At 36.0% G+C, this 14,673-nt stretch carries 15 protein-coding genes; 9 read left to right on the forward strand and 6 right to left on the reverse strand.

Going from position 1 to position 14,673, the window contains the following annotated elements; all coding sequences use genetic code 11:
* Positions 1 to 53 precede the first annotated feature (53 nt).
* Positions 54 to 926 carry an AraC family transcriptional regulator gene (locus tag RMR19_RS14380; RefSeq protein ID WP_310604188.1) on the reverse strand — a complete coding sequence of 291 codons (873 nt, stop codon included), beginning with the start codon at positions 924 to 926 and terminating at the stop codon, positions 54 to 56.
* A 238-nt stretch (positions 927 to 1,164) separates the two neighbouring features.
* Positions 1,165 to 2,730, reverse strand: coding sequence for a putative polysaccharide biosynthesis protein (locus RMR19_RS14385; RefSeq protein ID WP_310604189.1), 1,566 nt, complete (start codon positions 2,728 to 2,730; stop codon positions 1,165 to 1,167).
* 246 nt (positions 2,731 to 2,976) lie between these two features.
* On the opposite strand from RMR19_RS14385, the gene RMR19_RS14390 reads away from it, so the two are divergent.
* The 5 genes from RMR19_RS14390 to RMR19_RS14410 all read left to right on the forward strand — a co-directional run bounded on the left by RMR19_RS14390 (position 2,977) and on the right by RMR19_RS14410 (position 7,044).
* Positions 2,977 to 3,453 (forward strand): RrF2 family transcriptional regulator, encoded by a 477-nt coding sequence (locus tag RMR19_RS14390; protein ID WP_310604190.1) that lies wholly within the window; start codon positions 2,977 to 2,979, stop codon positions 3,451 to 3,453.
* A gap of 38 nt (positions 3,454 to 3,491) precedes the next feature.
* A complete protein-coding gene (gene nifS / locus RMR19_RS14395) occupies positions 3,492 to 4,676 on the forward strand; it encodes a cysteine desulfurase NifS (RefSeq protein WP_310604191.1) in 1,185 nt (394 codons plus the stop codon).
* Between the two features lie 24 nt (positions 4,677 to 4,700).
* Complete coding sequence (nifU, locus tag RMR19_RS14400; RefSeq protein WP_310604192.1) at positions 4,701 to 5,144, forward strand: Fe-S cluster assembly scaffold protein NifU; 444 nt, start codon at positions 4,701 to 4,703, stop codon at positions 5,142 to 5,144.
* Complete coding sequence (gene mnmA, locus RMR19_RS14405; RefSeq protein ID WP_310604193.1) at positions 5,144 to 6,223, forward strand: tRNA 2-thiouridine(34) synthase MnmA; 1,080 nt, start codon at positions 5,144 to 5,146, stop codon at positions 6,221 to 6,223. Before nifU ends, mnmA begins: the two co-directional genes overlap by 1 nt.
* Before the next feature lie 251 nt (positions 6,224 to 6,474).
* Entirely contained in the window at positions 6,475 to 7,044 is a 570-nt protein-coding gene (locus RMR19_RS14410; protein ID WP_310604194.1) for a methyltransferase family protein, read from the forward strand.
* Between the two features lie 23 nt (positions 7,045 to 7,067).
* On the opposite strand, the gene RMR19_RS14415 is transcribed toward RMR19_RS14410, so the two are convergent.
* The gene (locus RMR19_RS14415) at positions 7,068 to 7,577 is read right to left on the reverse strand and encodes a TetR/AcrR family transcriptional regulator (RefSeq protein WP_310604195.1); all 510 of its coding nucleotides are present in this window, start codon (positions 7,575 to 7,577) and stop codon (positions 7,068 to 7,070) included.
* 172 nt (positions 7,578 to 7,749) lie between these two features.
* On the opposite strand from RMR19_RS14415, the gene RMR19_RS14420 reads away from it, so the two are divergent.
* The 4 genes from RMR19_RS14420 (at position 7,750) to RMR19_RS14435 (ending at position 11,926) form a co-directional block, all read left to right on the forward strand.
* Positions 7,750 to 8,643 carry an ATP-binding cassette domain-containing protein gene (locus RMR19_RS14420; RefSeq protein ID WP_310604196.1) on the forward strand — a complete coding sequence of 298 codons (894 nt, stop codon included), beginning with the start codon at positions 7,750 to 7,752 and terminating at the stop codon, positions 8,641 to 8,643.
* A 1-nt stretch (position 8,644) separates the two neighbouring features.
* The gene (locus tag RMR19_RS14425; RefSeq protein WP_310604197.1) at positions 8,645 to 9,400 is read left to right on the forward strand and encodes an ABC transporter permease; all 756 of its coding nucleotides are present in this window, start codon (positions 8,645 to 8,647) and stop codon (positions 9,398 to 9,400) included.
* A 36-nt stretch (positions 9,401 to 9,436) separates the two neighbouring features.
* A complete protein-coding gene (locus RMR19_RS14430; protein WP_310604198.1) occupies positions 9,437 to 10,711 on the forward strand; it encodes an alpha/beta hydrolase in 1,275 nt (424 codons plus the stop codon).
* A gap of 189 nt (positions 10,712 to 10,900) precedes the next feature.
* Positions 10,901 to 11,926 (forward strand): L-rhamnose/proton symporter RhaT, encoded by a 1,026-nt coding sequence (locus RMR19_RS14435; RefSeq protein WP_310604199.1) that lies wholly within the window; start codon positions 10,901 to 10,903, stop codon positions 11,924 to 11,926.
* Positions 11,927 to 12,178: 252 nt separating this feature from the next.
* Here RMR19_RS14435 and RMR19_RS21935 read toward each other — a convergent pair whose 3' ends face one another.
* The 3 genes from RMR19_RS21935 to RMR19_RS14455 form a co-directional block, all read right to left on the reverse strand.
* Positions 12,179 to 13,111, reverse strand: coding sequence for a GNAT family N-acetyltransferase (locus RMR19_RS21935; protein ID WP_331654746.1), 933 nt, complete (start codon positions 13,109 to 13,111; stop codon positions 12,179 to 12,181).
* Positions 13,112 to 13,233: 122 nt separating this feature from the next.
* Positions 13,234 to 13,476, reverse strand: coding sequence for a hypothetical protein (locus RMR19_RS21940; protein ID WP_331654747.1), 243 nt, complete (start codon positions 13,474 to 13,476; stop codon positions 13,234 to 13,236).
* A gap of 8 nt (positions 13,477 to 13,484) precedes the next feature.
* Positions 13,485 to 14,673, reverse strand: a 1,189-nt coding sequence (locus RMR19_RS14455; protein WP_310604200.1) for an alpha-amylase family glycosyl hydrolase, incomplete at its 5' end; no start/stop codon positions are given.

The raw sequence follows: 14,673 nt of genomic DNA on the forward strand, positions 1-14,673 counted from the left end.
TCATTATAACAATTAATATTTTACTTTTCGACCGATTAATTATCCACATTATGTCAATTTCTTGCTTTTTCCTTGTATTGGCCATTACCGACCACTTTTGCTGCAGCCATAATTTCTGCACGATATTTACTTGGTTGCATTCCGTATTTTTTTATAAATGCACGTGCAAATGCCTTACTGTTTGGGAATCCGTGATTAAGCGCAATTTCACTTAGCGTATCATTACTGTTCTTCAAATCCAAATATGCACACTGAAGTCGGATATCACTCAGATACAATTTGAAATTTATCCCGGCGTATTTCTGAAACATTCGAGAAAGATAAGTTGGAGAATATCCGAATTTGCAAGCCACATTTTCTAAGGTCAAATCAGTTGCATAATTTTCCTTAATATAAGATGTGATGACAGAAAAATGGTTCAGATACCTGTTTCGGCGAAACTGGTTCTCTGTAATATCTGCTTTTTGATATTCAATAATTAAAAGGTGCATTATGAGATAAAAGATTCCTTTCACCTGTAGTTCATATCCTCGCTCTTTTTTATCATATCTTTCATAGAGATTGTGCATTAGTTCCATTAGCACCTCATCCTGCACACTGAAGTCATGGGTGAACCAGATATACTTATCACCAGTATAATAATTTTCGAATAGCTGCAACGGAATCTGCAACACAATGGTTCGGTTTGGTTTTGGCGACTGAATAGAATGCACCTCGTTGGAATTTATGATCATAAATTTTCCTGTTGTTAGTGGATAAGTGTGCTCACCAACATCAAATAAAAGTTCACCTTCATAGACTGCGAAAATCTCCACGGAACGATGCCAGTGTTTTTCGCGGTGATAATTTCCGTTCTTTCCTTCAAATAAAAAAAGCTTAAACGGAAGATCCTCATTTGGTAGAATTATCTCATGATTAATTTTCATACTATTTTTCCTCATGTATGGGGTTGCTTATATTCTTTCTTCACGTTTTTCTTTTCGAAGTCTGTAATATGTCGACTTTCAAATGCATTAATGTTTTGTTTGGCTTGTCATTTCAGTATAACGGAAATCATTAGTAAAGAAAACCTGTTAAACTATAGACTACATCCATACAAAGCATATATCTTTCTTAGATGAGAGTTAATTTAAACAATAACATGATTAGTTTTTACTATTCACATTATTTTGCACGTTTAAATTCATCAATGCGAACAGCTTTAGTTATAAACAACATAATGATGTAGCATATGATTAGAAACATGCAAAAGCATAATAATAGTGCTAATGCACTCATAGAGGCGTAATCCTTAATATATAGGTAGGAACGGTTTGTTAAGAATCCAATAAATGCAGTAATAAGTCCAGGTTTGATAATCCAATCAACAGCATTGAATGTTACCTTTACATTTCTAAAGATGGCAAGGGTATCTAGTGTTGATATAATAACTTGACTTACAAGCATACCAATTAGATAGCCGTAGATTCCCTTTTGTGGTATTAAAAATATTACAAAAACAATTCTTACACCTAATCCAACAACGGTATTAAGAAACGTAACATGAGGTTTTCCAAGCCCGTTTAATATACTTCCAAGAGTCGTAGTTAAGTATAGGAACGGGCAAAGCCATGCTAAGATTGTTAGGAATACACCAGCAGCTTTATTGTTAAATACGAGTAATCCTAATGATTCGCCAAAGGTAATGAAGATACCTGTACTTAGAATACCAATGATTAAACTGTATTTAATAGAAAGGGCAGCAGTCTTATTAATCATAGTATTGTTACCTGCGGATTGTGCTTCTGAGACAGTAGGGAGCAGTAAAACCGCAAAGGAGTTAGTTATAGTGGAAGGGAACATAATAAAAGGAATGGACATGCCTGTTAAGACACCATATACACTCAAAGCTTCCGTTCCACTAAGCCCATGTTGCTTTAGCATAGAAGGAATTAATATTGCTTCTATACTGCTTAGTATACTAATAAGCAGACGATTACTTGTTAAGGGCAGAGCTAATTTGAAGAGGCTTCCAGCATAGGAAACATGCTTTGCCTTATGATTTTTGTAATTGCGAAGTGCTTGCATTTTCAAACGATAAGCTTCCTGTAGCTTAGATGGTTTTACAATAAACATAGAGATTATATTGTAAGCGTTAGAAGCTATCTCACCAAATACAATACCCCATACAGCAACTTCACAAACCTTTTCGTAATCACCGGATGCGAACAGTGGGGCTAAGACGTATACACTCGCTACACGAATAACCTGTTCAAATAGTTGTGTCATAGCAGGTACACCTGCTCGTTTGATACCATAATAATATCCATTAATACATGCGGTGATACCACAGAAAGGAAACACATAGGAAAGAATTTTAAGAGAACTGGCACACCGACTTTCTAATAGGATATTCGTAGCGATATAGGAAGCATTTTTGTTTAATAATATGGATAGTGTTATCGCAATGGATAAAGAAAATATAATACCAGTTCGTAGAATTCGTTTCAAATTACTCGTATCATGCTTTCCTATCTCAGAAGCAATTAAACGAGAGATTGATGTTTGGATACCAGAAGCATATAAGGTAAAGCATATTCCATAGATAGGAAAGATCAATTGATAAATGCCCATATCTTCAGGTTTTAAGATATTAGACAGATAGATTCGATAGAAAAAGCCGATAATACGAGTTGCAAAACCAGCTATTGTAAGAATAAGCGTACCTTTTATTATTGAATTTTTACTCATAGATAATCAGCCTTCTTGTCATTTTACATAGTTAAGTATATTAATAAGAGGAAAGATTCATGCTTAATTCTGCAATAAGAATGGTAAGCAAGTTAACCTAATAAATTGTGTATATAATATGCTTGACAAGTAATAATGTGAATGGTATTATTATTTTAAATTCAAAACCAAGTAAAAAAGTCGGAATTAAATTACTGGGAATTAAAACACTCAGGATTAGATGCAAAAGGATGAGAGGTGAGATGCATGAAGTTATCAACTAAGGGGAGATATGGTCTACGTGCAATGTTAGATTTAGCATTAAATAGTACGGAAGAAGCAATTGCACTTAGTGGAGTTGCAGAAAGGCAGAATATCTCAATTAGTTATCTGGAACAGTTAGTTGCAAAGTTAAAGAAAGCTGGTTTAGTAAACAGCATTCGTGGAGCACAAGGTGGTTATGTACTTGCGAAACCAGCGAATGAAATCTCTGTGGGCGATATTCTACGTGCTTTAGAAGGAGACTTAAATCCAGTGGATTGTGCGGAAGTTATGGGCGGAGAATCGACTTGTAGCGGAGCAGACTTGTGTGTAACAAAATATGTATGGAAGCGTATTAGTGATAGTATAAATAGTGCTGTAGATGAAATTATGCTTTCTGAATTAGTAGAGGAAAGTTTACAGCTACGAAATGAACATGGAAAAAAATATGATTCCCAAAAGGGAACGCTGTGTGATAAATAGCAATAAGTATTTATAGAAAATATATAGGAGATGATGTGATGGATAAGAAAATTTATTTAGACAATGCAGCAACAACACCAACGAGACCAGCAGTAGTAGAAGCAATGTTACCATATTTTACAGAATTCTACGGAAATCCTTCTAGTGTATATGAGATATCAAATGTCTGTAAGAAAGCAATCGTAAATTCAAGAGAGATTATTGCGAAATCGCTTGGAACAGATGCGACAGAAATATATTTTACAGCAGGTGGTTCAGAAGCTGATAACTGGGCTCTAAAATCTACTTGTGAAGCATATAAAGCAAAAGGAAACCATATTATTACATCAAAGATTGAGCATCATGCAATTACGCATACATGCGAATATCTTGAAAAATGTGGATATGAAGTAACATATCTTGATGTAGATGAAGAAGGTGTTGTTAAGTTAAGTGAATTAGAAGCAGCGATTCGTCCAACAACAATTCTTATCTCAATTATGTTTGCTAATAACGAAATTGGTACAATTCAACCGATTAAAGAGATTGGTGAAATTGCGAAAAAGAATGGTATCCTATTCCATACAGATGCAGTTCAGGCGTATGGACAACTACCAATCAATGTAGATGAGTACAACATTGATATGTTAAGTGCAAGTGGACACAAATTAAATGGACCAAAAGGTATTGGTTTCCTATATATTCGTAAAGGTGTTAAAATCGGTTCATTTGTTCACGGTGGAGCACAAGAGAGACATAGACGTGCAGGAACAGAAAACGTTCCAGGAATTGTTGGTTTTGGTAAAGCAGTTGAGATTGCTATGGAAACAATGAAAGAAAGAACAGAAAAAGAGATTGCATTAAGAGAATTATTAATAACTCGTGTAATGAAGGAGGTTCCATATACAAGACTAAATGGGCATCGTACAAACAGATTACCAAATAACGCAAACTTTAGCTTCCAATTCATAGAAGGGGAATCGTTATTAATTATGTTAGATATGCAAGGAATCTGTGGTTCAAGTGGTTCGGCTTGTACATCAGGCTCTCTTGACCCATCACATGTATTATTAGCAATTGGTCTTCCTCATGAAATTGCACATGGTTCATTACGTCTTACACTTAGCGAAGACATTACAGAAGAAAATATTAATTATGTAGTTGATAAAGTGAAAGAAATTGTAGACCGTCTTCGTTCTATGTCACCACTTTATGAAGACTATATGAAGAATCAACCGAAATAAATAAAAAGTTTGGAGGAAACAAGAATGTACAGTGAAAAAGTTATGGATCATTTCAGTAACCCTAGAAATGTCGGTGAAATAGAAAACGCAAGTGGAGTTGGTACAGTTGGTAATGCAAAATGTGGAGATATTATGAGAATGTATCTTGATATTGATGACAATGGCATTATTCAGGACTGTAAATTCAAAACATTTGGTTGTGGAGCAGCAGTTGCTACAAGCAGTATGGCAACAGAATTAGTGAAAGGAAAGACAGTTCAAGAAGCATTAGAAGTTACAAACAAGGCAGTAATGGATGCTCTTGATGGTCTTCCACCAGTGAAAGTACACTGCTCCCTTCTTGCAGAAGAAGCAATTCATGCAGCACTTTGGGATTATGCTGAAAAGAACGGAATGGTAATCGAAGGCTTAGAGAAACCAAAATCAGATATTCACGAAGATGAAGAAGAAGTGGTTGAGGAATACTAATGAAAGAAAAGGTTGTAGTAGGAATGTCTGGAGGAGTTGACTCCTCTGTGGCAGCTCATTTGTTAAAAAAAGCAGGATATGAAGTTATTGGCGTAACGATGCAGATTTGGCAAGACGAAGACCATTTTACTCAGGAAGCCGAAGGCGGATGCTGTGGTTTAAGTGCCGTTGATGATGCAAGAAGAGTTTCACAAGACCTTGAAATCCCATACTATGTTATGAATTTTAAGCAAGAATTCAAAGCTAATGTAATGGATTACTTTGTAGACGAATATTTACAAGGTCGTACACCAAATCCATGTATCGCATGTAACCGATATGTGAAATGGGAATCGTTACTGAAACGTTCTCTTGATATTGGAGCAGATTACATTGCAACGGGACATTATGCCAGAATCTTAAAGTTAGAGAATGGAAGATATACGCTTCGGAAATCAGCTACTGCGGCGAAAGACCAAACGTATGCACTCTACAATCTAACACAATACCAATTAGCGCACACCCTTATGCCAGTTGGTGAGTTTACTAAGGATGAGATTCGTCAAATTGCAAATGACATTAATCTTCGAGTAGCCCATAAGCCAGATAGTCAAGAGATTTGCTTCATCCCAGATAATGATTATGCGAAATTCATAGAGGAAAACTCGGACGAAAAGATTATTCCAGGTAATTTCGTTAATTCTGCAGGAGAAGTGATTGGAAAACATAAAGGGATTACGCATTATACAGTAGGACAAAGAAAAGGTCTTAACCTAAGTCTAGGTCATCCAGCGTTTGTTCTTGAGATTCGCCCAGAGACAAATGAAGTTGTGATTGGTACGAACGAGGAAGTTTTCTCGGATAAGCTGTATGCAAATAATCTTAATTTTATGTCAATAGAAGACTTAGAAGGTAGCATGGAAGTCGATGCAAAGATTCGATACAGCCATCAAGGGGCAAAATGTACGATTAAAAAAGTTGCCGAAGATGAAGTAGAATGTATCTTTGAAGAACCACAGCGAGCAATTACACCAGGACAAGCAGTTGTATTCTATATGGATGACTATATTGTTGGTGGCGGAACGATTATGAGAAAATAGATTGAATACGTTAAGATAAAATAATGGTTGACATCGTTAGAGGATGTTAGCCATTATTTTTTAATAGAATATAATTAATGGTGAGACTGAGTGGCACTTATAAATATATTTTATCAAATGGGGAAGAAACATATGAATTTCATATTGACAAAAACACGTAAATTTAATACAATCAATATATGAACAGTTGTTCATATATTGAAATAAAAACTAAAACAACTATATCACATAAAAAGGAGCGTGTTAATTATATGATACAATACATAGCAATCATAATAGTAGGAATATTCTACCTGGCGTATTTTGCCAAGATGCTAGGGCAGCGAAAGAGAGGAATTCAGACAAGTCAGTTAGGTAAAGGGAATAAGGTAAAACGTACCATGTACATTGAGGTGACTTTAAGTATAACAACAACGGTTATTGTGTTTGTAATGATAGCAAGTATCTACTTGAATACATCATTGATCAGCAGTAGTGTAGTTCGATACATAGGAATTCTATTAATTGGAGCTGGAACAATAGTCTTTATCACCGCAATGATAACGATGCAAGATAGTTGGAGAGCAGGAATACCACAGGAAGAGAAACTACAGATTGTTACAAGAGGTATTTATCGTTTCAGTAGAAATCCAGCATTTTTAGGTTTTGATTTAACGTATATTGGTGCATGTGTGGCATTTGGAAATGCAGTTTTAATCGTAGTAAGTATCATAGCAATTACAATGATGCATCTACAGATAGTTGAAGAGGAGAGATATTTAGAGAGTGTGTTTGGTAGTGATTATTTGATGTATAAGAGTAAGGTTAGGAGATATATGTGAATTAACAGCAGTATAGTTTGTTTTTATTTAGAAACATCTCCCTGCGATGCTGTTAACATTATAATTTCCTGTGGTGTTTCCGTCATTCCTTGACGCAACCATTCATCCACCCAGCCGAAGATGCTGCCTGCAACAAGAGACTTGGCATAACGTTCGATATTATTTTGTGATGCCTCAATTCCAGTAGCAGAACGAATATTTTCATAAATCAAAGGGGATAATCCCTGACGATATAACAGTAAGTAAAAATCTTTGTAATTATAATAATGTGTGAGTAAACTTTCGGAAAAATAAGTGGGATCGCCTTTTTCCTCAAATTCTTTTCCCCATTCTTTAATAAGGGTATCAAGATGTTTTTCTAAAATATCTTGCTTGCTTTTGAAATTTCTATAAAACGAAACCCTGCTTACCCCTGCTGTTTTTACCAAACTAGTTATCGAAATATCCTCAAATGACTGCGTTTCCATCTGCTTAATAAGAGCCTTGGTAATACACTCTTTGATAAAGGCATTTAATTCTTGCTTTTTATTCATGTGATACAATTTTACTCCTTTGTTTCTCAACACCGAAAGGATATTGATAAAAAAATATTGATGTGATACACTTGTGTCACTTGATATGATACATCTGTTTCATATTGACGTCAAGTCCATTTAAATAATGAGATGGATTTGGTTACTTTGAACAGTAACGAAAGGAGAATATATGAATTACATAATTGAAACAAATAAACTTTGTAAGCGTTACAAAGAAAAAATGGCAGTAAATCAAATGTCTATACATATTAAAAAGGGTGACATTTATGGATTAATTGGTAAAAATGGTGCAGGTAAAACTAGTTTGATGAAACTATTGCTTGGCCTTACCTCACCCGATTCTGGTGAAATTTACTTGTTGGGAAACAATAATCTTAATGAAGTCAGACGAAAAGTTGGGTCGCTGATTGAAGCTCCTGCATTGTATAAGAATGAAACCGCTTTTGAAAATATGAAGCGTTTTTCTCTAATATCAGGTCAAAGTTCTGACAAAGAGATTCGACATATCCTGCAACTTGTAGGACTTGAAAACACAGAGAAGAAAAAAGCTGGTTCTTTTTCTCTTGGTATGAAACAACGTCTTGGTATTGCGATTGCGTTGCTTGGCAATCCTGAAATCCTAATTCTCGATGAACCGATTAATGGGCTAGATCCTGCTGGAATTAAAGAAATCAGAGACATTATTGTTAATCTGAACAAACAGGGGGTAACTTTTCTGATTTCAAGTCATTTGCTTGATGAGCTAGGGAAAATCGCTACGAATTATGGAATTGTAAATGATGGTGTTTTAGTCGAGGAAATCACAGCGAAAGAGCTTCAAGAAAAGTGTAGAACGTCTCTTATTATTGTGACCAATGATGGTAGGAAGGCAGAAACTGTTTTACGAAAAGCAGTGCCAGCTTTACAAATGGAAAGTACAGATAGAATAGTAAGCATTTCCTCCAAGATAGACGATTCCTCTGAGCTGAATCGCATATTAGTAGAGGCAGGAGTACAAGTTTATGAACTTCGAAATGAAAGCATTGGTTTTGAGGACTTCTTTATTGAAAGGATTGGTAAATAATATGGAAAAACTTTTGAAATTAGAGTTGCGTAAGATACGAAAGCAAAAGAGCTTTTATGTATGTACAGGTGTGATGGTTGTTTTACTGTTTCTGTCTGCAATTACATCAAAAGTTTTGTGTAATGCGAGTACGGAGTTTGCAGCACAATATAACGGTTCAGGAATTGTTTCTATGATTGGAGCAATATCTAACAGCAATTTTCTTTTAATTGCAGGAATTTTTGTTGCACTCTCGGTATGCGATGACTATGAGCAGCAGACAATCAAAAATATATATTCTAAGGGATATTCCAAGGTACAGGTTTATTTTTCGAAGTTCATTTCTGCATGGGGTGCGACTAGCATTATGTTTGTAATTGCTTTGCTTAGTGCATTTTTGTTCGGAAACATGTACTTTGGTTTCGGAGAAATAAACGGATATGATTTTGTAGGTACGCTTGTAGTACAGTATGTTACCTGTATGGCAAATATAAGTCTTTACTTCGCTATCAGTGCGGTTCTCCGCAAGAATGGTTCTTCTATAGCGGCTGTAATTGTTGTTCCAACACTTGCAAATATGTTGTTTGGATTGGCGGATTCATTTTTAAAATTAGAAGATGTGTCGTTTACAAGTCTTTGGTTATCCTCTTTTATGAGTGACCTTTCTGTGATGACTGTCAGCCATAGTCGTTTACTTGTCAGCCTTATTGCATCGTTAATTTATATTCCGTTTTTTACAATCACAGGTTCTTTCCTTTGCAAAAAGATTGAGTTATAATTTAGGAGATAGTACGAAGAGAAAGGTGTGATTATTATGGAAAAGTTTACGAAGATTATATTAACGATTGTATCTGTTGTTTTGTTTGTAGAGGTTATATTGAATGCTTTGTTTGGAGATATGGCAACGTGGATTGTATTAGCCGAAGCAATTGGAGGACTAATTCTGTTTGTAATTACTATATTCATGGGAACAAAATGGGAAGAGCGAACAAGAGCAGGGAGAGCGAGACGCATTACAAGTTTGATGATTGCAGGAATTATGGCTCTTTCAGGAGTTAATTTTCTAAAGATTGGATTCACTACAGAAGGAACACCTGTTGCAGATATTGATAAAATGGTAACAATTTGGGGCGACTCCATAGCTGGAAATCGTCCGGATAGTAAGCTTGACGAGATGAACATTAATAAAAATCTTCGATTGCTAGGTGCAACTGTAAAGTTTACTACATCAATTGTTGGTACAGAATATCAAGATGTGGAACTGGATATTGATACATTTACTTATATTCACGGAATTAAGGGCGGATATGAGAAGGAAACATTTGAGGATGTACCATATTTAATTCCTTATACCGTGGAGGGAAGTGATAGTGCCGTTATTGTTATTCCTGGTGGCGGTTATGGTTACAAAAGTATGGATGGTGGAACAGAAGAAAGTCGAGATATTGCGTTGTCATTGAATAAAGCAGGAATCAATGCATTTGTACTATGGTATCGTTCAAATCCATATGAAAGACCAATTCCACAACTTGATCTTCAAAGAGCAGTGCGCTATATTCGTTATCATGCAAAGGAATACGGAATTGATTCAGCAAAGATTGGGTTAATTGGTTTTAGTGCAGGTGGATATCAGATAGGCAGCTTTATCAATCAGATTCAGGGTGAAGATAATTTTCCAGAAGCGTATCAGCTTGATGAGATTGATGCAATTGATGACAGTGTTTGTGCAGTTGGGATGATTTATCCCGCACTTACTTATCGCTATAACGTTCCAATGTTATTCAGTTCTTTTAATGCGGAAGATGTTCGTAATGAGGAGAAAAGAGAGGAGTTGCTGAATCTGACTGATTTGACAATGAATTTCAATTCTATTGATATTCCTCAGTTTGTCTGTTATGGAACGAAGGACGGTATGGTTGGTATGGACGGAGCAAAAGAGTATATTGCTACGGCACAAAAAGCAGGTACAGAAATTGTCGAGCTTGTTGCCGAAGGACAAGACCATGGATTCACTCAAAGCTATTATATGGACAACTATGTATCGTGGATAAATGAGTGTTTTGCGAAAGAAAAATCTAATAATTATTAAGAATAAATCTAATTTGTACACTATGTTAAAGATAAAATAGATGTTATAATACTTTAGTTTAAGTACATTTGGACTAATGTTATTATTGCATAACATTTACGATTTCTAATGTTGCTTTGATTAAAGATAAGCTTAGGACAATTGCGAGATTAACGCATATTCTAAGAAAAACCTTAGGAGGACATAGGGATGAGTAATATTACAATTGGATTTATCGTCTTGCTGTTTGCAGGATTGTGTCAAGGAAGTTTTGGTTTAGGGTATAAGAATTATAAACCACTAAAATGGGAGGCATTCTGGGGAATCTATTCTTTGTTTAGTATTATTGTTGTAATTGGCTGGGCTTTCATTCAAGTACCAGGTTTTTCTCAGTATGTAAGCAGTGCAGAAACAAAAAATGTTGTGATACCGATTTTATGTGGTGTGTTATGGGGAATGTCGGCGATAGGTTTTAGTAAGGCAGTAACTTATATTGGTATGTCTCTTGTTTATGGATTATCAATGGGAATATCGGCAGTAGTTGGTTCGATTATTCCATTAGTAACGATGGAAAACAAACCAAGTACAATGAGTATCCTAGTACTTGTACTTGGAATGCTTGTAACACTTGTTGGAATTGCCGTAATAACAAAAGCTGGAATTGTGAAGACAGCAGAGCAGGAAGCGTTAGAAGATACGACAGCTAACGAGGATAGTGTAGCAGGAAAGGCAAAGATTGGTTTACTACTAGCGTTACTATCTGGACTTGGTTCAGGTGCGTTGAATGTCGGATTCGATTTTGCCAGCCCAATCGGAAATGCAATTATGCAAGATGGTTTTGGCGAGACAGGAGCAAGTGCAATACAATGGATGCTTGTATTAGTTGGTGGAGCATTAACAAGTGTACTATATTGCATTGTTGACCTTACAAAGAAAAAGACATGGGTATGCTTTACATACAAAGGAAGCAAGAAACGAGCTGTTATTCTATTCTTAACAAGTATCGTTTGGTTTGCAGCACTTGCCAGTTATGGAATTGCAACATTATTGCTTGGAGATATGGGAGCAGTTACAGGTTGGATTCTATTCAATGCGTTGGCGTTACTTATAAGTAACTTATGGGGTATTCGCTCTGGAGAATGGAACGGTGCTCAAAAAGGCAAGAAGATTCTGCTTTATGGGAATTTGATATTAATTATCTCTTGGGTATTTATCGGGATATCGAATGCAATCTAAGATGTTGAAATGTGTAGCAATCAGAATATCAAGAGGGAGCAAAATACAGTTTGCTCTAATAGCATAGTATAAAAAACATCGCTTATAAACGATATAGAGAAATAACTCTATTTGCTTATAAGCGATGTTTTTATTGAAAGAAGGGTTCTTAATTAAATGATACAAGGGGAAAAAGGTCATACGTTTCATGTTTTAGGATTGCGAGAGCATGAAATGCGTAGCAATCCGTGTATCAGTTGGGGGTAAAATGACTTAGGCGTGTGTTTGTGTCTCAAATCTTGAATACCCCCACCAGTCAGGTATAAGTTCTCTTAATGTGATTGTTTTTTTACTCTCATAATCAAGTAATATCTCAATATCACCACTGTTTTTATCAAGTTGCATCATATATTCTCGACATGCTCCACAGGGTGAACCGACGTTTCCATCTGGGGTAAGTGCAACAACTTTATCAATTTGGCTTTCTCCATTCGTAATCATGTTAGCAATCGCATTTCGCTCTCCACACATTCCGAGAGTAGAAGCGGTATCAATACATACACCAGTGTAGATGTTTCCTGCTTTGGTAAGTATTGCAGCGCCAACGCCACCTGCATCAATAAATGGTGAAATCGTTCGTCCATTTTGAACACTTTTGGCAGCGTTGTATAATTTCGCCCAGATATTCTGTTCCTCTGTCTGATTGAAATTCAATTCCAGCTCTATACATTTCCAATCCTGATTGAGCACGTGATAGTATTCTGCAGGGGAATCGTTTTCTTTGAAACCAACTGCTCTATAGCAAGAGATAGCGGAATCATTATTTTCAAATACACCTAATGTAATCTTAATTGCTCCAAGGAATTCTCTCGCATAGTTAATGGCAAGCTTTAACATTTCTTTACCATATCCCATACCACGCTTAGAACAATCAACAATAATAAATCCAAATCGGATAACAGTCTTTTTCTCGTCTACGAATCTAAGCATAATATGCCCTACAATACCAGTTTCATCGTAGGCAGTCATTGGATAGAAGTTATCTGTTTCTTCTGTACTTTCATACAGCGCTATCATATCTTCAGGTTTAGCGGGATAATTTTCATAACGATCAGCACTCCATTTACGAAATGAGTCCTCATCTTTTATCCAGTTTAATATGTACTTTGCATCTTGCTTTTTAAATGGTCTTAATCTTAAAGGCATATGGTTTCCTCTCTGTTTCTAGTTGGTGATTTTATTTAAAGTATCTCGGTAAAACTGTCATTAAATGCTTTTGCACTTTCCTTATTCTTTGAATCATCATAAATATCTGATTCATAATAACTTCAACGCAGTGGTAATCTCGTTTTTCTTCTAATCTTACTGTAATATTCAATACACATTTTCTCCTTAAATTTCAATTTGCTTTTGTGCATATTATATCGAATCATTCCCGAAAACACAATCAAGTTTTGATAGTTGTCAATTTGACTTTCTCCATTCGTAATCATATTAGCAATCGCATTTCTTTCTCCACACATTCCAAAAGTAGAAGCGGTATCAATACATACACCAGTGCAAACGTTCACAGCAGCGTCTAACGTTCAATAATAACAGTCGTCAATGGTGGAATCACAATGCTTGAAGCGGTTCTCCAAACTTTCACTTCATTCGTGGTGAACACAATCCTACCTTTCGTGTTAAGAAATGCAGTTTGTTCCTCCGTAGAAAGGTTATGGATAATTAACATGGTTTGTTCATCAGATTGCATTTCATAGCTGGAGATAGCCTCATTTCCATTAGCAATCGGTTCAAAAACACCTTTGTATAGTGCAGGTGATTTGGCACGTAGTTGTATTAATTTGCGGTAATGTGACAATAAAGAATAAGGGTCTTCTGACTGCGCATTGGCATCCTGTGTGTTGTCATTCGAATAATCAGAAAACCAACTCGTTGTCATAGAGTCCTCGTTTCCCCATAAAAAAGGTGTTCGTACATTGGTATCTGTACCTAGCGTGTCACCTAACATTCCAATCTCTTCACCGTAATAAACAAATGGTAGCCCTTGCATCGTAAGATTCAAGGCAGCAGTCAGTTTCATCTGTCCTCGTCTATTCTCCATTGTTGTATTTATACGAGTCGTGTCATGGTTGGAGAGGAATAGGGAGTCGATTGCATCAGGAGTCTTACTTGCAACATTGTCAAACTCTTCTTTCATGGTAGTAGCAATACCATTGTCTGTATTTTTGCCATCTTTGATTGATTGTCCAAATAAATCCGTTCCAATATCAAATACAAAGCTACTGTCTAAGGCGGACATATATTCATATCTAAGTTCGGAGGTATCCCAGATTTCACCGAGTAGGAAAGCATCAGGATTTATTGTTTTGCAATAATCAGAGAATTCTTTCCACCATTCAACGGCTTTCTCTGTTGAATCTGTACCGTTTTTTGTTTTTGAGGCATCGTAGATGTGTTTTGCGGCATCTAATCGAAAACCTGCAACACCTTTTTCTAACCAAAACTTTGCTATCTGTTTCATTTCTTCTCGAACGGCAGGTTCTTCATAGTTGAAATCAGGAAGTGTTTCGCCAAAAATTCCAGCATAATATCCACTTGAATTTTTATGCCAAGAGGGATTATCAAAAGCGGAGGCTTTTAAGTCATATCCTTCTGTATTGTCAGTAGTTGACCATATGTACCATGATCGATAATTGCTTTCAGGGTCTTGCGAGGCTTTAAACCAAGGATGTTCTGCACTGGAATGGTTGATTACTAGGTCAAGT

Source organism: Anaerosporobacter sp. (genome assembly GCF_031551385.1).
GTDB lineage: Bacteria > Bacillota > Clostridia > Lachnospirales > Lachnospiraceae > Anaerosporobacter.